This is a genomic window from Stenotrophomonas sp. STEN021 (assembly GCF_056760175.1).
The window spans coordinates 1-23,584 of sequence record NZ_JBRREH010000024.1 but is presented as its reverse complement, the minus strand read 5'-3'; the positions used below and the strand labels follow the sequence as shown (position 1 = coordinate 23,584).

General features: G+C 63.5%; 19 protein-coding genes and 1 riboswitch. Of the genes, 10 read left to right on the top strand and 9 right to left on the bottom strand.

Features of this window, described 5'->3' with window-relative positions; translation table 11 throughout:
- Position 1: 1 nt before the first annotated feature.
- Both secA and ACVOL0_RS07285 read left to right on the top strand, forming a co-directional pair.
- Positions 2–2,713: a preprotein translocase subunit SecA gene (gene secA, locus ACVOL0_RS07290; protein ID WP_481509756.1), complete on the top strand. Its 2,712-nt coding sequence runs from the start codon at positions 2–4 to the stop codon at positions 2,711–2,713.
- Between the two features lie 361 nt (positions 2,714–3,074).
- Entirely contained in the window at positions 3,075–4,019 is a 945-nt protein-coding gene (locus ACVOL0_RS07285; protein WP_481510229.1) for a Nudix family hydrolase, read from the top strand.
- A 24-nt stretch (positions 4,020–4,043) separates the two neighbouring features.
- Here ACVOL0_RS07285 and ACVOL0_RS07280 read toward each other — a convergent pair whose 3' ends face one another.
- The 3 genes from ACVOL0_RS07280 to ACVOL0_RS07270 form a co-directional block, all read right to left on the bottom strand.
- Complete coding sequence (locus ACVOL0_RS07280; RefSeq protein ID WP_481510228.1) at positions 4,044–4,670, bottom strand: DUF4124 domain-containing protein; 627 nt, start codon at positions 4,668–4,670, stop codon at positions 4,044–4,046.
- 46 nt (positions 4,671–4,716) lie between these two features.
- Positions 4,717–5,547 (bottom strand): methylenetetrahydrofolate reductase [NAD(P)H], encoded by an 831-nt coding sequence (metF, locus tag ACVOL0_RS07275; protein WP_481510227.1) that lies wholly within the window; start codon positions 5,545–5,547, stop codon positions 4,717–4,719.
- A gap of 99 nt (positions 5,548–5,646) precedes the next feature.
- Positions 5,647–6,411, bottom strand: a complete 765-nt coding sequence (locus ACVOL0_RS07270; RefSeq protein WP_481510226.1) for a COG4705 family protein — start codon at positions 6,409–6,411, stop codon at positions 5,647–5,649.
- Between the two features lie 526 nt (positions 6,412–6,937).
- On the opposite strand from ACVOL0_RS07270, the gene ACVOL0_RS07265 reads away from it, so the two are divergent.
- The 5 genes from ACVOL0_RS07265 to ACVOL0_RS07245 all read left to right on the top strand — a co-directional run bounded on the left by ACVOL0_RS07265 (position 6,938) and on the right by ACVOL0_RS07245 (position 12,563).
- On the top strand, positions 6,938–8,551 hold the full coding sequence (locus ACVOL0_RS07265; protein WP_481548527.1) for an APC family permease: 1,614 nt from the start codon (positions 6,938–6,940) through the stop codon (positions 8,549–8,551).
- Between the two features lie 102 nt (positions 8,552–8,653).
- Entirely contained in the window at positions 8,654–9,208 is a 555-nt protein-coding gene (locus ACVOL0_RS07260; RefSeq protein WP_481548526.1) for a DUF3228 family protein, read from the top strand.
- Positions 9,192–9,629, top strand: coding sequence for a ribosomal maturation YjgA family protein (locus ACVOL0_RS07255; protein ID WP_481548528.1), 438 nt, complete (start codon positions 9,192–9,194; stop codon positions 9,627–9,629). The genes ACVOL0_RS07260 and ACVOL0_RS07255 overlap by 17 nt, the downstream gene beginning before the upstream one ends.
- 303 nt (positions 9,630–9,932) lie before the next feature.
- Complete coding sequence (gene proP / locus ACVOL0_RS07250; RefSeq protein WP_481548525.1) at positions 9,933–11,462, top strand: glycine betaine/L-proline transporter ProP; 1,530 nt, start codon at positions 9,933–9,935, stop codon at positions 11,460–11,462.
- A 147-nt stretch (positions 11,463–11,609) separates the two neighbouring features.
- Positions 11,610–12,563, top strand: a complete 954-nt coding sequence (locus ACVOL0_RS07245; protein ID WP_481548524.1) for a T6SS immunity protein Tli4 family protein — start codon at positions 11,610–11,612, stop codon at positions 12,561–12,563.
- Here ACVOL0_RS07245 and ACVOL0_RS07240 read toward each other — a convergent pair.
- Together ACVOL0_RS07240 and ACVOL0_RS07235 are read right to left on the bottom strand one after the other, a co-directional pair.
- Positions 12,560–12,856 carry a hypothetical protein gene (locus ACVOL0_RS07240; RefSeq protein WP_481548523.1) on the bottom strand — a complete coding sequence of 99 codons (297 nt, stop codon included), beginning with the start codon at positions 12,854–12,856 and terminating at the stop codon, positions 12,560–12,562. The genes ACVOL0_RS07245 and ACVOL0_RS07240 overlap by 4 nt on opposite strands.
- A gap of 71 nt (positions 12,857–12,927) precedes the next feature.
- Positions 12,928–13,290, bottom strand: a complete 363-nt coding sequence (locus tag ACVOL0_RS07235; RefSeq protein WP_481548522.1) for a VOC family protein — start codon at positions 13,288–13,290, stop codon at positions 12,928–12,930.
- Between the two features lie 141 nt (positions 13,291–13,431).
- On the opposite strand from ACVOL0_RS07235, the gene ACVOL0_RS07230 reads away from it, so the two are divergent.
- A complete protein-coding gene (locus ACVOL0_RS07230) occupies positions 13,432–14,196 on the top strand; it encodes an SDR family oxidoreductase (RefSeq protein ID WP_481548521.1) in 765 nt (254 codons plus the stop codon).
- 77 nt (positions 14,197–14,273) lie between these two features.
- On the opposite strand, the gene ACVOL0_RS07225 is transcribed toward ACVOL0_RS07230, so the two are convergent.
- The 4 genes from ACVOL0_RS07225 to ahcY form a co-directional block, all read right to left on the bottom strand.
- Positions 14,274–14,729, bottom strand: a complete 456-nt coding sequence (locus ACVOL0_RS07225; protein ID WP_481548520.1) for a GyrI-like domain-containing protein — start codon at positions 14,727–14,729, stop codon at positions 14,274–14,276.
- 50 nt (positions 14,730–14,779) lie between these two features.
- Entirely contained in the window at positions 14,780–14,995 is a 216-nt protein-coding gene (locus ACVOL0_RS07220) for a DUF4287 domain-containing protein (protein ID WP_481548519.1), read from the bottom strand.
- Positions 14,996–15,056: 61 nt separating this feature from the next.
- Positions 15,057–15,857 carry an aminoglycoside adenylyltransferase family protein gene (locus ACVOL0_RS07215; protein WP_481548518.1) on the bottom strand — a complete coding sequence of 267 codons (801 nt, stop codon included), beginning with the start codon at positions 15,855–15,857 and terminating at the stop codon, positions 15,057–15,059.
- A 227-nt stretch (positions 15,858–16,084) separates the two neighbouring features.
- The gene (gene ahcY, locus ACVOL0_RS07210) at positions 16,085–17,530 is read right to left on the bottom strand and encodes an adenosylhomocysteinase (RefSeq protein WP_481548517.1); all 1,446 of its coding nucleotides are present in this window, start codon (positions 17,528–17,530) and stop codon (positions 16,085–16,087) included.
- A 32-nt stretch (positions 17,531–17,562) separates the two neighbouring features.
- Positions 17,563–17,681, bottom strand: a riboswitch (S-adenosyl-L-homocysteine riboswitch).
- A gap of 116 nt (positions 17,682–17,797) precedes the next feature.
- Here ahcY and ACVOL0_RS07205 point away from each other — a divergent pair.
- Positions 17,798–20,299 (top strand): alpha/beta hydrolase family protein, encoded by a 2,502-nt coding sequence (locus ACVOL0_RS07205; RefSeq protein ID WP_481548516.1) that lies wholly within the window; start codon positions 17,798–17,800, stop codon positions 20,297–20,299.
- Positions 20,300–20,620: 321 nt separating this feature from the next.
- A complete protein-coding gene (ppc, locus tag ACVOL0_RS07200) occupies positions 20,621–23,332 on the top strand; it encodes a phosphoenolpyruvate carboxylase (RefSeq protein WP_481548515.1) in 2,712 nt (903 codons plus the stop codon).
- Positions 23,333–23,584: the final 252 nt, after the last annotated feature.

Sequence of the window (23,584 nt, the reverse complement as noted above, 5' to 3'; positions counted from 1 at the left end):
AATGATCAACAGCCTGCTTACCCGCGTTTTTGGCAGCCGTAACGAGCGCCAGCTTCGCCAGCTCAACCGTATCGTCGCCAAGATCAATGCCTTGGAACCGGAGATGCAGAAGCTCTCCGATGACCAGCTGAAGGCCAAGACCCCCGAGTTCCGTGAGCGCATCGCCGCTGGCGAAGCCCTGGACAAGGTGCTGCCGGAAGCCTTTGCGGTCTGCCGTGAGGCCTCCAAGCGCGTGCTGGGCATGCGCCACTACGACGTTCAGCTGATCGGCGGCATGGTGCTGCATCTGGGCAAGATCGCCGAAATGCGCACGGGTGAAGGCAAGACCCTGGTGGCAACGTTGCCGGTCTACCTCAACGCGCTGGAAGGCAAGGGCGTGCATGTGGTCACGGTCAATGACTACCTGGCCCGCCGCGACTCGGCGCAGATGGGCAAGCTGTACAACTGGCTGGGCATGAGCGTCGGCGTGGTCTACCCGGGCATGCCGCACAGCGACAAGCGCGAGGCCTACGGCAGCGACATCACCTACGGCACCAACAACGAATTCGGCTTCGACTACCTGCGTGACAACATGGCGCTGACCCGTGCCGACCGTTACCAGCGCGGCCTGCATTACGCCATCGTCGACGAAGTCGACTCCATCCTGATCGATGAGGCGCGTACCCCGCTGATCATCTCCGGTCCGGCCGACGACTCCCCCGAGCTGTACATCCGCGTCAACCGCGTGGTGCCGGGCCTGATCAAGCAGGAAGCCGAGGAAGGCGAGGGCGACTACTGGGTCGACGAGAAGGGCAAGCAGGTCTTCCTGTCCGAAGCCGGCATGGAACACGCCGAAGAGCTGCTGCGCGAAGCCGGCATCATTGGAGCGGACAACGACAACGGCCTGTACGCCGCGCAGAACCTGACCGTCGTCCACCACCTCAACGCCGCACTGCGCGCGCACGCCATCTACCAGCGTGACGTGGACTACATCGTGCGTGATGGCGAAGTCGTCATCGTCGACGAGTTCACCGGCCGTACCCTGGCCGGTCGCCGCTGGTCCGACGGCCTGCACCAGGCGGTGGAAGCGAAGGAAGGCGTGCCGGTACAGCGTGAGAACCAGACGCTGGCCAGCATCACCTTCCAGAACCTGTTCCGCATGTACAAGAAGCTGTCCGGCATGACCGGTACGGCCGATACCGAAGCGTTCGAATTCCAGAGCATCTACGGCCTGGAAGTGCTGGTCATCCCGACCAACAAGCCGACCGTGCGCAAGGACTACCCGGACCAGGTGTTCCTCAACCGCAAGGGCAAGTTCAACGCGGTGCTGGCGGACATTGAAGAATGCGCCAAGCGCGGCCAGCCAGTGCTGGTGGGTACCACCTCGATCGAAACCTCGGAAATGCTGTCCGAGCACCTGCGCAAGGCTGGCGTGAAGCACGAAGTGCTCAACGCCAAGCAGCATGACCGCGAAGCGACCATCGTTGCCAACGCCGGTCGCCCGGGCTCGGTTACCATCGCCACCAACATGGCCGGCCGTGGTACTGACATCGTGCTCGGCGGCTCGCTGGAAACCGAACTGCACGAGCTGGGTGAAGACATCAGCGACGAGCAGAAGGCCGCACTGAAGGCGGCATGGCAGGAACGTCACGAAGCAGTCAAGGCTGCTGGCGGCCTGCACATCGTCGGTACCGAGCGCCATGAATCTCGCCGTATCGACAACCAGCTGCGCGGTCGTTCCGGCCGTCAGGGTGACCCGGGTTCGTCCCGCTTCTACCTGTCGCTGGAAGACAACCTGATGCGCATCTTCGCCTCTGACTGGGTGCAGAAGGCGATGCGCATGATGGGTATGAAGGAAGACGACGTCATCGAAGACCGCATGGTCAGCCGCCAGATCGAGAAGGCACAGCGCAAGGTTGAAGCGCACAACTTCGACATCCGCAAGAACCTGCTCGACTTCGACGACGTCAACAACGATCAGCGCAAGGTGATCTACGGTCAGCGCGATGAGCTGCTGGACGCCGAGTCGGTCAAGGAAAACATCGACGGCATCCGCGGCGACGTGATCTATGACCTGGTGTCCCGTTTCGTGCCGCCGAACTCGGTGGATGAGCAATGGGACCTGCAGGGCCTGCAGGCCACGCTGGAAGGCGAGTTTGGCGTGGAGATGGACGTGGTTGGCCTGGTCAAGGCGCACGAAGAACTGGATGCCGAGGCGATCGTGCAGAAGGTGATCGACCGCGTCGACGAGCACTTCGCGCAGAAGGAAGCGGCGGTTGGCGCCGAGACCATGCGCGCACTGGAAAAGCACGTGATGCTGACCGTGCTCGACCAGAGCTGGAAGGAGCACCTGGCACGCATGGATTACCTGCGCCAGGGCATCTACCTGCGTGGTTACGCGCAGAAGCAGCCCAAGCAGGAATACAAGAAGGAAGCCTTCGAGCTGTTCTCGCAGATGCTGGAGGACGTCAAGCGCGAAGTGATCACCATGCTGTCGCGCGTGCGTGTGCGCAGCGAGGAAGAAGTGTTGGCGATGGAGCAGCTGGAGCGCCAGCAGGCCGAAGCGCGCCTGCAGATGTCGCAGTTCCAGCACCAGGACAACGGCGGCTACAGCGCCGACGAGGAAGCGGCGGAAGTGATCGACGAGGCCAACGCGCCCAAGGTCGGCCGCAACGACCCGTGTCCGTGCGGAAGTGGCAAGAAGTACAAGCACTGCCACGGCCAACTGAACTGACCAAAAGCCCCGCCAAGTGCGGGGCTTTTTTGCATTTGCCCCTGTAGTGCCGAGCCATGCTCGGCATGGGCTTCACCGGCAGTGCCCCTGCCGAGCATGGCTCGGCGCTACCGTCAGCTTGGCTTTTGTGGGGCGGCGTCAGCCGCGAAGCCGATGACCTGTCCGATGCATCGCAGGTAGTGCCCCTGCCGAGCATGGCTCGGCACTACAGTCGGCTTGGTTTTTGTGGGAGCGGCGTAAGCCGCGAAACCGATGACCTGTCCGATGCATCGCCGACAAGGTCCCTGCCGAGCATGGCTCGGCACTACACGGGCTCAGCGAACGATTGCACCAACAGCCCTGTTTTCGGCATGCTCAGTCCATGACATCTCCTTCACGCTCGATCCACGTCGTGGCCGCCGTCATCACCGACGCGCGCGGTCGCATCCTGCTCAACCGGCGCACCGGCGACAGCGACATGGCCGGCCTCTGGGAATTCCCCGGCGGCAAGCGCGAGCCCGGCGAAACCTCAGAGCAGGCGCTGGTGCGTGAACTGCGCGAGGAGCTGGGCATCGAGGCCGAGATCGGCGAGTGGGTGATGGACGTGCCGCAGATCTACCCGGACAAGCGCCTGCGCCTGGAAGTGCGCCGCGTGCGCCACTGGAAGGGCACGGCGCGTGGCCGTGAGGGCCAGGCCATTACCTGGGTATCCCCGGACAAGCTGGCGCGCTATTCGATGCCACCAGCCGACCTGCCGGTGGTGGCGGCGCTGCGCCAGCCCTGCCACTACCTGGTCACGCCTGAGCCGACTGACGGCGAGGACGCCTGGCTGGGGTCGATCGAGGCCGCCATCGCCGGTGGCATCCGCCGCATCCAGCTGCGCACCCCGATGGCAGCGCAGCGCCAGGCCTTGGCCCGAACCGTGGTGGAGCGCTTTGGCAAGCAGGTGGAAGTACTGATCAACCGCGATATCGAGCTGGCCAGTGAGCTGGGTGTTGGCGTGCACCTGGGTAGCGAGCAGCTATTGCAGCTGCAGGTACGGCCTTTGCCGGAATCATTATTGGTGGCGGCGTCCTGCCACGATCTTGCGCAGTTGCAGGCGGCACAGCAGCTGGGCTGCGACTTTGCGGTGCTGGGTCCGGTGCAGGCCACCGCTACCCATCCGGATGCGGTCAGCCTGGGCTGGGATGCTTTCGTCGAACTGCGCGAGCGGGTTTCGTTGCCGATCTATGCGATTGGCGGCATGGGTGCTGGCGATGTCGAAATCGCACGTCGGCATGGCGCCTTGGGTGTGGCCGCGATTCGCGCTTTGTGGCCGCAGATCTGAGCAGCTGACGGTATCGCGTCGCGCTTACAGGGTGATCCAGAAGCAATTGTATTGGCGGCGCAGATGCAGGATGGTCCGCGTTGGCGTGGCGCTGCGCGGCAGGGTCTGCTCCAGGCGCAAAGCAATTGGACGACGTGGGCCGCTGCCGGTGTTGCTGATCGCCTGCACATCCGGATAGCCAGCGCTGACGGCGGCCTGCGCAGGATCGACCGGCGTGCCATCGGTATAGGTGAAGGGTTCGGTCGGTGCAGGAACATAGGCCGGCTCCTCCGGAAACACCGGTGCGATGTCGATCAGCGGTCGCTGCACGATCTCATCCAGCCTGTCCATGACCCGGGTCGCGGCGGCATTGGAAAGCCCGGTCCACAGATAGATGCCCGACAGACGATTGGGATCGCGCGCATCGGCAGCCGATTGGATCTGCGCTACCACTTCGCTGAGACGACGTGCGCAGCTGTCGCGGTACAAGCCACTGCTGCCAACCGCGCGTGGATTCGGCAGCAGGCGTGCACGCGCGCCCATCACCTCGCAGGGCTTGTCACCGTAGACGGTTTGTCCCTGTGCATTGGTGCAGCGGTTGATCTGCTGCGCGCACGCATTGAATGCCGGCAGGGCGGAGCAGGTGAGCAGCAGGAGCAACAACAGGCGCATCGGCCAAGGGTAGCGGCTGGCTGTGCACGCAGGAAGTGATGACGGTTCAGTTGTTGCCGATGCGTTCCAGCACGGCATTGGTCGGCTTGGCCAGGTTGAGCGTGTAGAAATGCAGTGACGGTGCGCCGCCGGCGATCAGGCGCTCACACAGCCCGGCAACCACGTCAGCGCCGAAGCTGCGTACCGATTCGGCATCGTCGCCATAGGCCTGCATGCGCTTGCTGATCCAGCGCGGAATCTCTGCGCCGCATTGTTCGGAGAAACGGCGCAGCTGGCTGAAGTTGGAGATCGGCATGACGCCTGGAATGATCGGCACGTCCACGCCCAGCTTGCGTGCGGCATCGACGAAATGGAAATAGGCGTCGGGGTTGTAGAAATACTGGGTGATGGCGGCATCGGCGCCGGCATCGATCTTGGTCTTGAAATGGCGCAGATCGGTGAGTGCGTCGCTGGCCTGGGGATGGGTTTCCGGATAGGCACCGACCTCGATGCGGAAGGCATCGCCGTGCTCGGCGCGGATGAAGGCAATCAGCTCGGAGGCGTAGCGCAGGTCGCCGGGAAAGCCCATGCCAGATGGCAGGTCGCCGCGCAGGGCGACGATGCGCTTTACCCCGATGGCGCGATACAGCTTGAGCAGTTCGCGGATTTCCTCGCGGGTGCCGCCGACGCAGGACAGGTGCGGTGCCGCCTGCAGGCCGTGGTGCTGGTTGAGGTGACGCACGGTCTCGGAGGTATAGCTCAGGGTCGAGCCACCGGCACCGAAGGTACACGACACGTATTCCGGCGCGTGGGCCTTGAGCTTGGCGGCGGTGCGGTCCAGCTGGGCGCGCTGGTCGTCGGTCTTGGGCGGGTAGAACTCGAAGCTGAGCGCGGTCATCGGAAGCGGCCGGGTCTGACGGAATGACGGGGATTATATCTCTCTATCAAGATGGATGTTCAATGGTTTCAGCCGAGACCGCAGCAGGCCGGAGTAATTTCAGTGGGCGTGGCGAGCCGGCCGCTGTGGCAGCAGGGCGATACAGGCGACAATCGCCAGCAGCAGAACAACCGTGGCGATATAGCGGCTAAGGGCGAGGCCGCCGTGGTCCAGGGGTTTGTCGAGGAAGTCGCCGACCACTGCGCCCAGCGGCCGGGTCAGGACGAAGGCCGACCAGAACAGGGCGGTGCGGGAGATGCGGGTGCAGAAGTACAACAGCGCCACCAACGCCAGCAGCCCGCCAAACAAGGCGATGCCGCCGGTATAGCCCAGGCCCTGGGTGTCAGCCGCCCAGTCGCCCAGCGCGGTGCCCAGGGTCTGCGAGAAGGTGATGGTCAGCCAATAGAACAGCTCGCTGCGCGGCGAATTGATCCGGGTAACCGAGATGCTGCCGGTGCTGCGTTGCCAGACGAAGAGCGTGCCCAACAGCAAGGCGAGCAGCAGGGTGGTGCCGCCGGTATAGCCAATGCCCAGCGAGCGATCGACATAGTCGGCCAGAGTGGTGCCGACCGTGGTGCTGGCGATGATGGCGAACCAGTAAACCCAGGGCCGGAAGTTTGGCGAGCGGATCTGCGCGAATACCGCAACTGCGAACACGGTGGCAAACAGGGCCGTACCGATCAGGTAGCCGAGGTTCATCGACATGGTGACGGCATCACCGCCGACTTCACCCAAGGTGGTGGCGAGGATCTTGATGATCCAGAAACCGAGGGTGATGGCGGGAACTTTGCTGAGTGAATTGCTGAGTGAATCGGACGGCGACATGGCAGTCATCTACGCGGGAGTGCTGCCACTGTCGGTGTGCTGTTGTCGGAGTTGCGTCGTAGATATGTATGCGATGAGGACGATGTTCATTGGAAGCTCGCGCCGCTCCTGCATGCGCCAGCGGGAGGGCTCCCGCCGAGCATGGCCCGGCACTACGCCCCCTCCTTTTGCCGTAGGCAAGGGGAGGGCTGGGGAGGGGTGCTTTTGCTGTTAGCTGTTGCTCTTGGCTTTTTTCTTACCTCCGGCACTTCGTTTGAACGCAGAATCAGAAGCACCAAGCCAGAACCGTTTGAAGGTTGAGCTTCCTGCGCGGAGCACCCCTCCCCAACCCTCCCCTACGCCTTCGGCGCAAGGGAGGGGGCAGGGCTTTGCCGCTTTCGGCATGTCAATGAACCGTGGCAATCCGTTGGTTATGCCGGTTCTGGCAGTAGCGCCCAGCCAGCAAAAACCACGCTCGGCTTAACGTTCGGTTTGCGATGATCCAACGCCAGCGCCACTTCGGCGTCGCCTCAACCGGAAAGCCAGCATGAACGACTCCAGCGCCATCCGCCGTGACGTCGGCCCCATCGCCCTGATGCTTACCGGCTTGGGCTCGATCATCGGCTCAGGCTGGTTGTTCGGCGCCTGGCGCGCCGCCGGCCTGGCAGGACCAGGGGCGATCTGGGCGTGGGTGTTGGGCGCGGCCATCATCCTCACCATCGCGCTGACGTACGCGGAGCTGGGCGCGATGTTCCCCGAATCCGGCGGCATGGTGCGCTACAGCCATTACTCGCACGGTTCGTTGGTCGGCTTCATTGCCGCCTGGGCCAACTGGATCGCCATCGTCTCGGTCATCCCGGTCGAGGCCGAAGCCTCGGTGCAGTACATGGCGTCCTGGCCGTGGCAGTGGGCGCAGGACATGTATGTGCAGCAGCCCGGTGGAATGGGTGAGCTCAGCCATGCCGGCCTGCTGATCGCCGCGGTGCTGGTGGTGGTCTATTTCCTGATCAACTTCTGGAGCGTGAAGTTGTTCGCGCACTCCAACAGCGCCATCACCATCTTCAAGCTGGTCGTGCCGACGCTGACCGGTGTGGCCTTGATCGCCAGTGGCTTCCACTCCGAAAACTTCTCGGTTGGATTGAAAGGGCCGGGCACACCGATCCTGGATTTCTCCGCCATCCTCACCGCGATCGCCACGGCCGGTATTGTTTTCAGCTTCAACGGCTTCCAGAGCCCGGTCAATCTGGCAGGCGAGGCGCGCAACCCCGGTCGCAGCATTCCGTTCGCGGTGGTTGGCTCAATCCTGCTGGCGGCGGTGATCTATGTGCTGCTGCAGGTGGCCTACATCGGCGCGGTACCCAGCCAGATGCTGGCCGAGCACGGTTGGCATGGCATCGACTTCCGTTCACCGTTTGCCCAGTTGGCCTTGATCCTCAACCTGCATTGGCTGGCAATGCTGTTGTACGTGGATGCCTTTGTCAGCCCCAGCGGCACCGGCATGACGTATACCGCCACCACCGCGCGCATGATCTACGGCATGCAGCAGAACGGAACGGCCCCCAGGGTGTTGGGCGACATCCATCCGCGTTGGGGCGTACCGCGCCCGGCGATGTGGTTGAACCTGGTGGTGTCGTTCCTGTTCCTGTTCTTCTTCCGTGGTTGGGGCACGCTGGCGGCGGTGATCTCGGTAGCCACCGTCATTTCGTACATGACCGGGCCGATCAGCGTGATGTCGCTGCGCCGCACCGCGCCCAACATGCATCGCCCGTTGCGGGTCATCGCGCTGCCGATACTGGCGGGTGTGGCGTTCGTGATGGCCACCGAGCTGCTGTACTGGGCACGCTGGCCGTTGACCGGTGAAATCATCCTGCTGATGGTTGTCGCCCTGCCTGTGTACATCTATTACCAGCGCAAGATCGGTTGGCATGATTTCGGTCGCCAGCTGAAAGGCGCGTTGTGGCTGATCTGCTATCTGCCGTTGCTGGCGCTGGTGTCATGGGCTGGCAGCACGACGTTTGGCGGTGCTGGCTACCTCGGCTACGGCTGGGATCTGTTGCTAGTGGCGGCGATTGGCATCGTGTTCTATCTATGGGGCGTCAACTCTGGTTGGCGCACGCCTTCGATGGATGTCGCCGAGCACGAGGCGCAGGCGCAGGCCTGAGATGGATCCGGGACGCCCACTGCATGCAGTGGGCGTTCGTGCGATGGTTCCGGTCTTCGCATTGATCGCCGACAATGTCGCCCTCCTTTGCTGGAAGCGATGATGTCCATCTACCTGACGCCGTTTGCACGTACCCGTTTGTTTCCGCGCACGCCGCGTGCCAATACCATCCAGGACTGCAGTGCCGAGCAGTTCGAGCAGTACTTGAACACGCATGCTGCCGACAAGATACTCGATGGCTATGCGCCGTTCTGCAAGCTGCACGTCTACAGGAACTGGACCAGCACCCGCTGCCTGACCGTACCGGTCACCGAGCAGAACCGGCACCTGCTGCGTTCTGGCTACGAGGCGCGTAGTCGCGAGGAGCTACCGGTATTGGTGCGCTGGTTTGAAGGTGTGGAACCGCCGGTAGCCAACTACCTGGTGGTCATCCTTTACAGCCGCGAACAGCTGGAGAAGGAAGGTTCGCCGATCGAAGCCGACTGGGGCGTCGTGGGTTGCCTGTATACCGCAACTGCTGAAGAAATCCCGATGGCACCCATCACCATGATGCGCAATGCGCTGGGTGTTGAAGAAGGTGGCTCCGGTGTGCCGATTGATCGTGCTGCCTATGCACGTGCCGTGGAATTCTGGGGTGCCAATGCAAACTGGCGTTGATCGAGTTCCGCTCAGTACGAAGCTGAGTGGCAGGTTCGCTATCAGTCGCTGGCATCTGCTGCTGGCGCTGCTGGTGTTCGCTGTCGAGGTGATCATCGCCACACGTCTGCCGCATGTGTCGTGGATACGTGCCTATCTCGGCGATGTGCTGGTGGTGGTCCTGCTCTATGCGATGATCCGCAGCGTACTGCGCATCAACGACTATCTGGTTCTGCTGATGGTGTTCGTGTTCGCCTGTGGCATCGAATTCGCCCAGTACTTCCATGTCGCCGAGCGGCTTGGCTATGTGCGTGGCGATGTGATGTACACGATCATCGGCAACACGTTTTCGTGGGGCGACATCATCTGCTACGCAGCAGGCTGCGCTATGACAGGCCTCATCGTGCTGCTATCAGGCATGTTTCGCCGCATTCATCGTTGAGGCTCAGTGTGCTTCGCGTTTGCATGACATCACTGTGGACGCGTCTTTAACAAGCCTTAACAGCTGTTCGCGTAGAATGCATCGGCTCAGCATCATTCAGCGATTACGCACAGGCACCTTGCCTGTTGATGCTTGGACAGCCGGCACTGCGCCTTACCGGGATGACCCCGGTTTTCTCTGTCCCTGACCGTTCCCGTGGCCTCGCCGCGGGGCATTCCTTCGTGCGCATCACGGCCTGCGCGAACTCATGCAAGCCAAGGCCAAGCACGCAATCAACTCAGTAACGGGAGGACTGGTCCTGTCATGTCTACAGGTGAATCCACTATCCGCAATGAGCCGCTGCAAATCGAAGACATCACCGTCATCGATAAGGCAAAAGTAAAGAAAGCAGTCACTGCCGCCGCGTTGGGAAACGCGATGGAGTGGTTTGATTTTGGTGTGTACGGTTTTGTCGCCTATGCCTTGGGCAAGGTGTTTTTTCCCGAAGCCTCGCCCAGCGTGCAGACCATCGCCGCATTGGCGACATTCTCGGTGCCGTTCCTGGTACGTCCGCTGGGCGGCGTGTTTTTCGGGGTCATGGGGGACAAATTCGGCCGGCAGAAAGTGCTGTCGGCAACCATCATCCTGATGGCGGTCAGTACCTTCTGCATTGGCTTGATTCCATCGTATGAAAGCATCGGCATACTCGCGCCGATCCTGTTGCTGCTGTGCAAACTGGCGCAGGGCTTCTCCGTCGGTGGCGAGTACACCGGTGCCGCGGTATTCGTTGCCGAGTTCGCACCGGACCGGCGACGTGGCTTCCTCAGCAGCTGGCTGGATTTCGGCTCGATCATCGGCTTCGTCTCCGGTGCCGGCGTGGTGGTATTGCTGAGCAGCATCGTTGGCGAAGCGCAGTTCCTTGAATGGGGCTGGCGTATTCCGTTCTTCCTCGCTGCACCATTGGGCCTGATTGGCCTGTACCTGCGTCACGCAGCGGAGGAAACACCGGCGTTCACCGAGCAGCTCGAGCGCATGGAGAAGGAAGACCAAGATGCAGTGGGCAGCGCACCGCGCATCTCCTTCAAGGAGATCGTGACCAGATACTGGCGTTCGCTGCTGGTCTGCGTCGGTATCGTGCTGGTGACCAACGTCACCTACTACATGTTGCTGACGTACATGCCCACCTACCTGTCGCACAACCTGCATTACTCCGAGGACCATGGTGTGCTGATCATCATCGTGGTGATGGTGGGCATGCTGTTCGTGCAGCCCTTCGTTGGCATGGCCAGTGATCGTATCGGCCGTCGGCCGTTCATCGCCGCAGGTAGCCTTGGTTTGCTGGTTGCCGCGATTCCGGCGTTCCACCTGATCACCAGCGGCAACACCGGTTTGATCTTCGTCGGCCTGCTGTTGCTGGCGGTGCTGTTGAACTGCCTGATCGGTGTGATGGCAGCGACCCTGCCTGCGATGTTCCCGACGCGCGTGCGTTACAGCGCGCTGGCCAGTGCGTTCAACATCTCGGTGATCATTGCCGGTGTTACCCCGACGCTCGCCGCCTGGTTGGTTGAGACCACTGGCGATCTGATGATGCCTGCTTACTACCTGATGGTGGTGGCGTTGATTGGCCTGGTAACTGCGTACTTCATGCATGAGACGGCCAACAAGCCGATGCGTGGTGATACGCCCAACGCTGGCAGCCGCCGCGAAGCGCGCGAGCTGCTGCAGGAGGCTTATGATCACATCGAAGCCAGCGTGGAAGAGCTTGATGGCGAGATCAGTGACCTGCAGACGAAGCTGTCCGAGCTGGAGCGCCGCAAGCAGGGTCTGGTTGACCGGCACCCGGATCTGGCCTGAATCAAGGCTCCGGTGTCTCACGTGGGGCCACACCGGAGACGCCCAGAGGTAAGATCGGCAGGGCATGGTATTCCATGCCCTGCGGTTTTCATCTCGGCAGCCACGGAGATGATGCTGCGGGCTGCTGGATTTCGAACAGGACGGTGCATGGAGCGCAATGCCGTGATTTCGATGACAGAACAGCGCTTCCGGTGCCGCATCAGTGGCTTGGTGGCCCTCACACTGCTGATGTTGACGCAGACGGGGCAGGCAACATCTCCGGTAAGCACTTCCTGTATCGGACGGTTTCTGATTGATGCGCTGTCGGCGCCTGCAACGCAGTCCGCCTACATCCATGCGGGCAAGCGCATCAGCACACAGCAGGGTGTATCCCGCGCCGACTTCCAGCAGATGCTTGCCGCGCGCGAGGCAGAGCTGCGTGGCAAGCAGCACCGCGCGGGTGATGCCATGTGGGTGGGTAGTACTGATCTGGACGCGGATGCGGTGGTGCAGACATCCTGGCTCAGCGACAGCAGTCGTGCGGGTCAGTTGCAGGAACTCCATGTTCTTGATCCCGTTCATCAGGTGATGTTCCTGATCAGCGGGCAGACGGAGGCGGCAAGGCGTCCTGCTGCGATCGAGAACCTTCGTGCGCTGCGCTCACGGATCCACTATCGGGATACAGCGGCATTGCCGAGCGGGCCCGGATTCTGCGTCGATTCGGGGTTCATCCATGGTGCGCGCATCAATACCGAGGAGCTGATTGTCGCGTTGCAGGTTCCAGATCACGCGGGGGCGCGGTTGAGCGTGATGTCACGAGTGGTGGGTAGAGCCGATGTTGGGCTGCTGCAACGTACAGCTGTGCTGCCTGCCGACGCGCGGCGACTGCGCGCTGGCAGGCGCGATGTGGACGGTCTGGGAGGCGAGGAACTGCTGGTCCGCGATGGTGGCGAATACCGGTTCCTGTGGGAATTCCAGGGCGAGCCGGAGTCCTTGCAACGCCCCTTCCTTTCCTTGCAGTTGAGCACGGAGGCAGCGCAGGCGTTCGCCAGTGATGAAGAGGCCTTGCAGGTATGGGATCAGCTGCTGGGCAGCCTGCGTCGGCGGCCGGAGGCGAACTAGGCGGGGCCGCGACGTGGCGGCGCCGGGCCGGCGGAACTGCAATGCAGGCGGGTGGCGTTGAGCTGTGGGAAACGGCCGATGATGGCGACGGCATCCTTCCAGTGATGCTCCAGCGCGCTATCGGCGATGGCCAGGAAGCAGGGAGGCGCGCTGCTGAAGCGGAATGCGATGCCTCGTTCGGGCTCGAACTGGCGGGTGATGGTGGTCGGCGTGCGGCCGTTGCGCAGGTGCCAGACCAGTTCTTCGATCACGGTGTTCCAGGCCTCTACTTCAAGATCATCAATCCACTGCATGCGGGTGATTCCTGATCAGATGCTGCGCGTTGTCACACGGAACTTCCTCTGGCCTGCACCAGCGTGTTGCGTTACAGCTCCTGGCCAAACATCAGGCGGTGGCCGTCGATGGTGCGGACGCCGAATTCACGCATGCCCCAGGGTTTGTCGGCAAGTGCCTGGGTGAACTCGGCCCCGGCTGCGCGGTATTCCTGGAACAGGGCCGCAGCATCGGAGACTGTCACATAGCCGTACCAGGAATGGTCACCCAGTGCCTGCGGAGGGAGGGCGTCGCTGCACTCGCCCAGCATCACCCGGAAGCTGCCGCGTGACATGAAACTCCAGCCGGGCGCCGTGAAATCCATCTGCAGGCCGAGCACTGAAGCGTAGTAGTCGGTGGACCTTGCCAGGTCCTGCACGGCGAGGGTGAAGCGCACATCGGTGAAGTCGCTCATGTCATCTCCTGTGGCGTGGTATCAGCCATCGAGCGTTGACCCCGGTTGTGGCTCTGGCTTGTCGGCTTTGGTGTCCGAATCTGGCGGGCGACGCTGCCGCCGTGGGTGCAGCATGCAACTCCTTCGTTGATTGGAGCTTACATGAAGCAGTTACATGAAAAGGTTGTGATCATCACCGGTGCCAGTTCCGGTATTGGTCGTGCTGCAGCATTGTTGTTCGCATCCGAAGGAGCGGCACTTGTGTTGGGAGCGCGCCGCGCTGCCGAGTTGGAACGGCTTGTCGCTGAGATTGCCAGCAGGGGCGGCAGCGCGGTTTGCCTGCCGGGCGATGTCTGCGAAGAACGCTATGCAAAATCCTTGGTCGATTTGGCGTTGGACCGGTTCGGCCGGCTGGATGTGGCCTTCAATAATGCGGGCACGATGGGGCCATTGGGGCCGACCCCGGAGCTGGTTCTGGCCGATTGGCAGCGCACGCTGGACACCAACCTCACCGCGATGTTCCTGGCCGCCAAATACCAGGCACCCGCAATGCTGCGTGGCGGAGCTGGCAGCCTGATATTCACTTCAACCTTCGTTGGTCATACGGTGGGCTTCGCCGGTGCCGCCGCCTATGCCGCCAGCAAGTCCGGCATCATCGGCCTGACCCAGGCATTGGCCTCGGAGTTCGGGCCGCAGGGGCTGCGGGTGAATGCCTTGCTGCCCGGTGGCACCGATACACCGATGGCGCATGAAATGAATGGTTCGCCCGAGGCGATGGCGCAGGTGGCGCAGTTGCATGCATTGAAGCGTATCGCTGATCCGTGCGAATTGGCGGCAGCGGCGATGTTTCTCGCCTCGGACCAGTCTTCGTTCATGACCGGCGCGGCGATGCTGGTCGATGGTGGTGTCTCGATTCACCGCGGCTGACGTTCCGCGCGCATGCGAAGCGGGTGCCGTAGAGCGCCCGTTTGGCTTGGTTGCCAGCTGGGACTGCATGCTGCCGCTCAACCGATCGGGATGTGCAGCTCCATCTGCGAGGCCGGATCAAACGGATCGTCAAAACGCGCGTCGTAGCGCTCCAGGTCAATGCCTTGTTTTGCCTGTAGTCCGTGCTCGGCGAGCAGGTGATCGTGGATGGCATGGAAGCTGGTACTGATCTGCGGGGCGGTGCCGGTGTGGGTGAACACGGCATAGCGTTGAGCAGGAACCTGGAAGCGAACCATGCCCTGCGGGATCGCCGCGTCGTCCTGTACCTCGAAGCCGGTGATGTAGCGAACCGTGCCATCCGGCTGCGGCTCGCATACGCCGTAGCTGACGACGGGGTCGACCCTGCCGGTGACTTCTTTTTCGCGCGGGATGAAGCGTTGCCAGAGTTCGGCGTAGCCATCTTCGCCGTCGCGGAAGATCGCCTCCATGCCGATGACGGTGAAAGCTGGGCGCTCGATGAGGGTGGGTTGCATGTCGTGACTCTCGTCCGAAAGGGGCATGCGCCTATCGCATACGGGTGCTGTCAGCTTCCGCTCTGTGCCCGCTGGTAAGCGACCAGCGCATTGGCATGGCCGTGGCCGATCTTGTGTTGTTCCTTGAGGAAGGCCACCTGTTCCATGTGCTTCCTGTCCTTGACGGTGTCGAGCAGCTGCAGCCAGTGCGCTACCGGCTTGCCGTAAGTTTTCTCGATGGACGGGAAGTACGATGCCGGGCCTTGGACTTTTTCGCTGCTGGCCATCTGCGTTTCCAGGAAGGAGGGAGGCTGGGCAATGATGCGGCAAAGGTCGCTTGTTGGCGACTCAGCTGGTGCCCGCCTGCAGGATCCCGGTGATGCGCGCCTTGGCGGTGTGAATGAAAGCAGCCAGTGGTGCGGCAGGCCAAGGGAGAGTGGCGCCGGTCGGGGCGAGGTACTCCTGCCGCGCCTGCCTGACAACGGCGTGATGCTGCTCCGGCAGATGCTGCAGCAGCCACTCCGCGGCGACATCCTTCGGCGCGATGTTTCCGGTCTGTGCGCTGTACCAGAGGCGCGCCAATGTGAGCACGATATTGGCTTCTTCGCCGTGCCAATCCTCTGCGGTGTTCCACAACACCTGGGTGTCAGCCAATGCCTGCTTGAAGTCGTGCCCAGGCACTGGCGGCAGCAGTTCGGCGAGGGTGGGGCCATGCAGGGCAATGCTGTGCTGGCGGGCCTTGGTCAGCAGGATGGCGAGGTCGGGGTCCTGCATGGGCGGTTCCAGGATGCCGGCCAGGATGCCCTGCCGCAGCCATTCGCCGAACTGCAGTTCGCGACGTGCTGGATGGCGCCAAGGCTTGATTTCGGTTTGTGCGATCACCGTCGCTTCCAGCGCACGCAGTGTTGGATGCCGGCCAGGCGGCGCCGAGATCGCCAGCAGGTCGCGTTGCAGATATCGCAAGGTAACGGTGTCGGGATGCTGGGCCACGATCACCAGCAGGTCGATGTCGCTGCGTGGCTTCAAACCACCGTCGAGTGCGGAGCCGTACAGGTAGATGGCGAGCAGGTTGGCTGCCAGCTGCCGCTGGATCACATCGCAGGCGAGGGCGAGCTGTGTGGTGATGGCTTCGGGGACAGGTGCAGTCATGGCCGCGGCTGACAATCGTGTAGGGCCGATTGTGCCGCAAACAGAACGGGCGCCTTGCGGCGCCCGTTCCTTGCAAAGCCTGCCCTCATTCCTACCCTTCCAGCGTGCGCGAGAAGACTGTAGTGCCGAGCCATGCTCGGCAGGGGCTTTACCGGCCGAAGCTGCCCTCACCCCAACCCCGCTCCCGTGAAAGGGAGAGGGGCCAAAGCAAAGCAGGGCAAAGCAAATCAGTAGCGGTAATGGTCCGGCTTGAACGGGCCGTCGACCGGCACGCCGATGTAGTCGGCCTGTTCCTGGCTCAGGGTGGTCAGCTTGACGCCGATCTTTTCCAGGTGCAGACGGGCGACTTCTTCGTCCAGCTTCTTCGGCAGCAGGTAGACCTTGTTCTCGTAGCTGTCCTTGTTCGCCCACAGGTCGATCTGTGCGAGCGTCTGGTTGGCGAAGGAGTTGGACATCACGAAGCTCGGGTGGCCGGTGGCGCAGCCCAGGTTGACCAGGCGGCCTTCGGCAAGCAGGAAGATCGCGTTGCCGTTCGGGAAGATGTACTTGTCCACCTGCGGCTTGATGTTGACGTGCTGCACGCCCTTGTAGGCCACCAGCGCATCGACCTGGATCTCATTGTCGAAGTGGCCGATGTTGCAGACGATGGCCTGGTCCTTCATCGCGCTCAGGTGCTCGATGCGGATGATGTCCTTGTTGCCGGTGGTGGTGACGTACAGGTCGGCACGGCCCAGGGTGGATTCGATGGTGTTGACCTCGAAGCCTTCCATCGCGGCCTGCAGGGCGCAGATCGGGTCGATCTCGGTGACCACCACGCGCGCGCCGTAGGCACGCAGCGAGGCCGCGCAGCCCTTGCCGACGTCGCCGTAACCGCAGACCACGGCCACCTTGCCGGCCAGCATCACGTCCATCGCGCGCTTCAGGCCATCGGCCAGCGACTCGCGGCAGCCGTACAGGTTGTCGAACTTGCTCTTGGTGACCGAGTCGTTGACGTTGATTGCCGGGATCAGCAGGGTGCCGGCCTGGGCCAGCTGGTACAGGCGGTGCACGCCGGTGGTGGTCTCTTCGGAGACGCCCTTCCAATCCTTGACCACGCGGCCCCAGTAACCCGGGCGCTCGCTGGCAACGCGCTTGAGCAGGTTTTTGATGACCTGTTCTTCGTGCGAGGAAGCCGGCTCGTTGACCCAGTTGCTGCCGTTCTCGAGCTCGTAGCCCTTGTGGATCAGCAGGGTGACGTCGCCGCCGTCATCGACCACCAGCTCCGGACCGGTCAGGGTGCCGTCGGCCAGGGTGAAGGTCAGCGCGTCCAGGGTGCAGTCCCAGTACTCTTCCAGCGACTCGCCCTTCCAGGCGAACACCGGCGTGCCGGTGGCGGCAATCGCGGCGGCAGCGTGGTCCTGGGTGGAGAAGATGTTGCACGAGGCCCAGCGCACGTTGGCGCCGATGTCCTTCAGGGTCTCGATCAGTACCGCGGTCTGGATGGTCATGTGCAGCGAGCCGGTCACGCGCACGCCCTTCAGCGGCAGCGTAGCGGCGTGCTTGCGACGGATCGACATCAGGCCCGGCATTTCGTGCTCGGCGATGTCCAGTTCCTTGCGGCCCCAATCGGACAGCGAGATATCGCGGATCTTGTAATCACCTTCCTGCGAGAAGGTAGCGGCAACAGCGTTCATTCAGAGCTCCGGTGTGGTGCGAGCAGGCTCGCGTTCGCCGGGCGCCGTTGTTGCGTGAAAGCCGTCCGAGCCTGGCCGTTGGTGACGTCCGTGCAAGAACACGGGCTGTAGTGGACAGGTCCACCCAACGGTCGCAGCGCCCCTCGGAACGGGCCGCTCAGTATATCGCGGCGAGGTGCCCGCGCCGCGGGCCCAACCAACGGCAGGGGCCATCGGCGAGGGGGATTGTTAAGTTGGGGGATTGTTTCCGTCCAATAGGAATGCGCCATGAATCTGTCTCCCCACCGCCGTCGTCGTGCTTCAGCCGCACTGGTGCTGTGCGCCGGCCTGCTGCTGGCGGTACCGCCGGTCATGGCGCTGACCCCGCCTGCGGCGCAGAAGGGCGCCCAGCAGGGTGAAGGCTACCGGCTGCCGTCGGCCGCGTTGCAGGCGGTGGTGGATGCCCCGCGTGCGCCCAGCCTTTACCTGTCGCCCAAGCGTGACCTGACTGCGCTGCTGCAGACCCCGGCGCTGCCGTCCATCGCCCAGGTGGCGGCCCCGGAGCTGAAGCTGGCCGGCCTGCGCATCAATCCCAAAACCGTGTCCGACAGCCGCTTCTCGTTCGGCAGCAAGCTGTGGCTGGCCTCCACCTCCGATGGCAAGGAGCGCCAGATCAGCGGCCTGCCGCAGCCGCTGTCGGTGGCCTCGCTGGCGTGGTCGCCGGACCAGAAGTACCTGGCCTTCAACCAGCTGAATCCGGCTACCGGCAGTAACGAGCTGTGGCTGGTGGATGTGGAGACCGCCAGTGCGCGGCGGGTAGCCGAACGCCTGAACAGCATTGTCGGCAACGGTTATGCGTGGCTGCCGGGCGGTGATGCGTTGCTGGTCATGCAGCGTCCTGCCGGGCAGGGTGAGCCGCCGCACGGTGACGGTGTTCCTACCGGGCCGGCGGTGCAGCAGACCGAGGCCGGGCAGGGCGTGCGCACGGTGCGCACCTACCAGGACCTGTTGAAGAACGAAGACGACGCGCGTCTGTTCGAGTACTACATGCAGGCACAACCGGTGCGGGTGTCGATCAGCGGTGACAGCAAGCCGGTTGGCGCGGCGGGCATCTATCTGGGCCTGTCGGCCTCGCCGGATGGCAATTACCTGTTGAGCCAGCGCGTGCAGCGGCCGTTCTCCTATGCGGTGCCGGTCAGCAGCTTCCCGCGCCATATCGATGTGCTGGATGCGCAGGGCAGGGTGGCGCATTCCGTCGCCAAACTGCCGTTGGTGGATGGCCTGCCGACCGGCAATGACGCGGTGCCGACCGGCGTACGTTCGATCAGCTGGCGTGCTGACGCTGCGGCAACGCTGGTATGGGCTGAAGCGCAGGATGGCGGTGACCCTGCGCGTGAGGCCAAGGTGCGTGATGCGGTGCTGATGCAGGCGGCGCCGTTCGACAAGTCGCCAGTGACCCTGGCGCAGCTGGGTTCACGCTATGCCGGCGCAACCTGGGCCAATGGCGAGCTGGCGCTGCTGAATGAGTACTGGTGGAAGAGCCGCCAGGTGAAGCAGTGGAAGATCGCCCCGGATCACCTGGATCAGGCCGCGACGCTGTTGGTCCAGCGTTCGGAGGATGACCGTTACAGCGACCCGGGCGAGCCGCTGCTGCAGATGGACGGTCGCGGCCGTTCGCGTTTGCAGCTGACCGCCGATGGCTCAGGTTTTTATCGCATTGGTGACGGTGCATCGGTTGAAGGTGATCGTCCGTTCCTGGACCGCGTCGATCTGGCCAGCGGCAAGAGCGAGCGCCTGTTCCATTCGCAGGCGCCGTACTACGAAATGCCGCTGGGCATCATCGAAGGCGAAGCAGGTCGCATCCTGACTTATCGCGAATCCAATGACGTACCGGCCAATCTGTACGCGCGTGGTTTGGCCGCTGATGCCACGCCGGTCGAGCTGACCCACTTCGCCCATCCGCTGCCGCAGCTGCGTGGAGTGAAGAAGGAGCAGATCCGCTACAAGCGTGCCGACGGCGTGGAGCTCACCGCCGATCTGCTGCTGCCGCCGGGTTATGACGCCAAGAAGGATGGCCCGCGTCCGCTGCTGATGTGGGCTTACCCGGCCGAGTTCAAATCCGCTGCCGACGCCAGCCAGGTCAGCGGCTCCAAGTACCGTTTCAATGCCATCAGCTATTGGGGGCCGCAGGCCTTCCTGGCCAAGGGCTATGTGGTGCTGAACAACCCGACCATGCCGATCGTCGGCGAAGGTGACACCGAGCCGAACGACACCTATGTGCAGCAGCTGGTTGCCAGCGCACAGGCAGCAGTGGACGAAGTGGTGAAGCGTGGTGTTGGTGATCGTGAACGCATTGCGGTTGGCGGCCATTCCTATGGTGCCTTCATGACCGCCAACCTGCTGGCGCATACGCGTCTGTTCAAGGCCGGCATCGCGCGTTCGGGTGCCTACAACCGCACGCTGACGCCGTTCGGTTTCCAGGCTGAGGAGCGCAACTACTGGCAGGCGCAGGACGTGTACCAGCAGATGTCGCCGTTCAATTACGCCGACAAGATCAAGGACCCGATCCTGTTCATTCATGGTGTGGATGACAACAACTCCGGCACCTTCCCGATCCAGAGCGAGCGTATGTTCGCCGCAGTGAAGGGCTTGGGCGGCACCTCGCGGCTGGTGATGTTGCCGAACGAATCGCATGCCTACCGCGCCCGCGAATCGATCATGACCATGCTGGCCGAAAGCGAAGAGTGGCTGGACCGTTGGTTGGGTGCCGAAGCCGGCAAGAAGCGCTGACGAACGACTCCCTCCCTTTTGCGCGCAGCGCAAAGGGGAGGGCTGGGGAGGGGTAGCCTTTGGCGCCCATCTGTAGTGCCGAGCCATGCTCGGCATTGGGGCACTACTGGCACAGCCTCTGCCGAGCATGGCTCGGCACTACAGGTGAAGCGCTGTTTCGTCATGTCCTTGAACTGACTTCTCCGGCGTACCTTTCTGTCCAAAAGGACAGCTGCCAGACAACATTCAGATGCAACTGTTTCAGGTTTGGTGCACTGCAAAATTGTGCTGATTTTTGCGGTAGGCTTGACGGGTTTCCGCTCTTCAGGCTCTACGTCTTAGATGAACGAGTACCGCAGCAGCGTTGTCTTCGCCACCCCCGATCTGCCACTGCGCGACGATGTGCGTCGCCTCGGCACACTGGTTGGTGATCTGATCTCCGAACAGGTGTCGCCCGGCTTCCTCGACGAGGTGGAAGACGTGCGCACGGCGGCGATTGCCCGTCGTGAAAGCCAAGCGCCGTTGGCTCCGCTCAGCGCGCAGTTGGCCGGGCGTTCGCCGCGCGACGCCGAAGCGCTGGTGCGTGCCTTCAGTACCTACTTCCAGGTGGTCAACATCGCCGAGCGCGTGCATCGCATCCGTCGCCGTCGCGACTACCAGCGTGCAGGCACCAAGCGCCCGCAGCCGGAAGGCCTGCATGACGCACTGCTTGCGCTGAAGGCGCAGGGCGTGACGCCGGAAGAGCTGGCGCAGTGGTTGCCGCAGATCGACATCGAACCGGTGTTCACCGCGCATCCCACCGAAGCGGTGCGTCGCGCGTTGCTGGAAAAAGAACAGCTGATGGTTGCCGCATTGGTCGACAACCTCGACGGCCAACGCACGCCCGGCGAGCAGGCGGCCGATGCCGCGCGCTTCCGCATGGCCTTGACCGCATCCTGGCAGACCGCCGATTCTTCGCCGGTGCGGCCAACCGTGGACGACGAGCGCGAGCATGTCGGTTTCTATCTGACCCGTGTGCTGTACCGGGTGATCCCGGTGTTCTACGAATCGCTGGAGCAGGCGCTGCGCGACACCTGGGGCCGCACCCTGCCGCTGCCACGCCTGCTGCGTTTTGGCACCTGGGTGGGCGGTGACATGGACGGCAATCCGAACGTGGACGCCGGCACCATCACCAACACCTTGAACGCGCAGCGCAACGCCGTGCTCGCGCTGTACCTGAAGGACATGCTGGCGCTGGCCAGCCTGCTCAGCCAGTCGACCGAACTGGTTGGCGTCAGTGCTGAAGTGCAGGCGCGTGTGCAGGAGTACCAGCAGCTGCTGCCGCAGGTGAAGTCGCGCCCGCGTCATGCCGACATGCCGTACCGCCTGCTCAACGACCGCATGCGTGCACGCCTGCAGGCCACCGTGGAGGATGCGCCGGGTGCCTATGCATCGCCGGAAGAATTCATCCATGACATCCAGTTGATCTTGGACAGTCTGGAAGCCAACAAGGGCAAGCATGCCGGTTGGTTCTCGGTGCGCCGCCTGCTGTGGCGCGTGCGCACGTTTGGCTTCCATCTGGCGCGGCTGGATGTGCGGCAGGAGTCGAGCGTGCATTCGCGCGCGCTGGCCGAAGTGCTGGGCGGGCAGGATGCGTTCGATGCACTGGACGATGTCGCCCGCGCGCAGCTGCTGTCGCCGTATGCGGCCGGCAGCGAAGTGCTGGCACGTGGCGAAGACGAGGCCGGGCAGCGCCTGGACAAGGTATTCGCGGCACTGGCCGACGCACGCCGTCGCCACGGTGCCGATGCCCTGGGCAGCTACATCATCTCGATGGCGCATGACCGCGGCGACGTGCTGGCGGTACTGGCGCTGGCGCGCCGCGGTGGTCTGGTCGATGCGGATAATGCCGTGCCGCTGGATATCGCACCGCTGTTCGAAACCGTTGACGACCTGCAGCGTGGCACCGCCACCCTGCGCGACCTGCTGGCCGATCCGGTCTACCGCGCGCATCTGGACGCGCGCGACAACGTGCAGATGGTGATGCTGGGTTACTCCGACAGCGGCAAGGACGGCGGTATCGCCGCCTCGCGCTGGGGCCTGCAGCACGCCCAGGTGGAGCTGCTGGACACCGCCGCCGAATACGGCGTCAAGCTGACCTTCTTTCACGGTCGTGGTGGTTCGATCAGCCGCGGTGGCACCAAGACCACGCATGCGGTGAATGCCTCGCCGCGCGGCAGCATTGGTGGCCGCCTGCGTGTGACCGAGCAGGGCGAGGTGATCCATCGCAAGTACGGCATCCGCGCCTTGGCGCTGCGTTCGCTGGAGCAGTCGGCAGGCGCGGTACTGCGCGCCAGCCTGCGCCCGCGCGCCGAGGAGCCGCGCGAGGAGCAGTGGAAGCCGGTGATGGCGCTGGTCGCCGAGAAGAGCTCGGTGGCCTACCGCGCCTTTGTCGGCGATGCGCAGTTCATGAATTACTTCCGCCAGGCCACGCCGATCGATGTGATCGAGCGCATGACGCTGGGCTCACGCCCCTCGCGGCGTCTGGGCCAGGATGCGGCGCTGAGCAACCTGCGCGCGATTCCGTGGGTGTTTGCCTGGAGCCAGGCGCGTGCGGTGATCCCGGGCTGGTTCGGCGTGGGCAGTGGCCTGCAGGCGGCGGCCGATGCCGGGCATGAGCAGACCCTGCGCGAAATGGCGCACGACTGGCCATTCTTCGAGACCTTCCTCGACGATATGTCGATGGTGCTGAGCAAGGGCGATATCCACATCGCCGAACAGTTCTCGCGACTGGCCGGTCCGCTGCATGATCAGTTCTTCCCGCTGATCCGCGAGGAGCTGGCCTTGACCGCACATTGGGTCAAGCGCCTGAGCGGCCAGCAGGAACTGCTGGAACAGGACCCGCGGCTGGCCTTGTCGATCCGCCTGCGCAATCCCTATATCGACCCGATCAGCATCCTGCAGGTGGACCTGCTGCAGCGCTGGCGCGCAAGCGACCGCCAGGACGAGGGCCTGCTGCGCGCGCTGGTCGCCTGCGTCAACGGCGTATCGCAGGGCGTGCAGAACACCGGCTAACCAGCATGTAGTGCCGAGCCATGCTCGGCAGAGGCCTTCCCAGCAAAGCCAAACCGTAGTGCCGAGCCATGCTCGGCAGGGGCTTTCCCGGCAATGCCAAACAGGTAGTACCGAGCCATGCTCGGCAGGGGCTTTCCCGGCAAAGCCAAACCGTAGTGGGGGGGGGGGGGGGGGGGGGGGGGGGGGGGGGGGGGGCGGGGGGCGGGCGGGGGGGGGGGGGCCCAACCCCCCCGCCGCCGACGGGGGCTGCGC